Origin of the sequence: Paracoccus sediminilitoris, assembly GCF_003259195.1 — a bacterium.
GTDB classification, from domain to species: Bacteria; Pseudomonadota; Alphaproteobacteria; order Rhodobacterales; family Rhodobacteraceae; genus Paracoccus; species Paracoccus sediminilitoris.
The window spans coordinates 1-971 of the sequence record NZ_QJPK01000079.1 but is presented as its reverse complement, the minus strand read 5'-3'; the positions used below and the strand labels follow the sequence as shown (position 1 = coordinate 971).

Here is a 971-nt window from a genome sequence, read left to right as displayed (position 1 = left end):
CATGGCCGAGCGGGGTGTCAAAGGGGCCATCACCGGTAACGGTGCCGATTTTCTGGTCTTCCTGGATCTGGTCCAGAAGATCGGGGAGCATGGGGCTGTCGCCCCCCCGCGCACGGCCAAAAGTGAATTCCACCGCGCGGATGCCGCTGGTCACCGAGTCCATCACCAGCCTCTCTCGTTCATCGAGCTTGCGCAGCAGTACCGGGGCCACGGTCCCTCCTCACCCCAAGACCTTAATCCCGGCGCCATCGACCAGCAAGTTCAGAGGGCCCGGAGTCCGGAAAGAAAAAAGCTGGACCGCGATCGTCTTCTGGCGTCGGCCGAGCTTGGAGGTGTCCGGGACCGGCCAATCCAGGCCAGTCATTTCGGGAGGCTGGTGACCATCCGGTCGTTTGCGGAAGCAATAGGCCGAAAAGCACGTTGATCATCAAGCAGAACTGGCTAGCGGCGTCAGAAAAGATCCGCGGACATCCATGCTTGACTACCTTCGGCGCAAGCCAGCCTATGTCGCTGTCCAGCCAGACGAGCAGAGATCCGCGCCGCTATAACGTTTCCAGTTGGTCCTGCGGTGGAGGGCAGGCTCAGGCCTGTTCATGGCAAGCTCCTAACCCACAGGATCTACGCCGTGAAACCCGGAAGCGGATGACTTCTGCAACGACGCCGAAGGAAGCGGGCCTGCGGGAACTTTTAGCCGCGATTATTCGTATTTAAAAAGAGACAAGTAGACCTGTTCCCCAAAAAACCTGTGAGAAGTTGAGGGCCGTATCCGATGTTGGAGTGTTCCACCAAATCCTCTACCTTTTGGATCAGCGCGTGATAGCCGTTGTTATACTGAAAAGAATTCAAGGGATGTTGAATAAGGCGCAGATCTTCATCAGAAAAATCTCCGGCCATTTCTGTTCTGCTGACCTGCCAGTGAACGTTCATCCAGCTGTGACCGGATCCCGGTTGGTATTTACGCCGATTGGCGC

Annotated in this window: 1 protein-coding gene and 1 pseudogene; both read right to left on the bottom strand. The window is 57.1% G+C overall.

Annotated features, from left to right (window positions below):
- Positions 1-595 (bottom strand): annotated as a pseudogene (locus tag DKT70_RS18585) (transposase); the annotation flags it as partial.
- Between the two features lie 92 nt (positions 596-687).
- Positions 688-971, bottom strand: a 284-nt coding sequence (locus tag DKT70_RS18580; RefSeq protein ID WP_233490667.1) for a hypothetical protein, incomplete at its 5' end; no start/stop codon positions are given.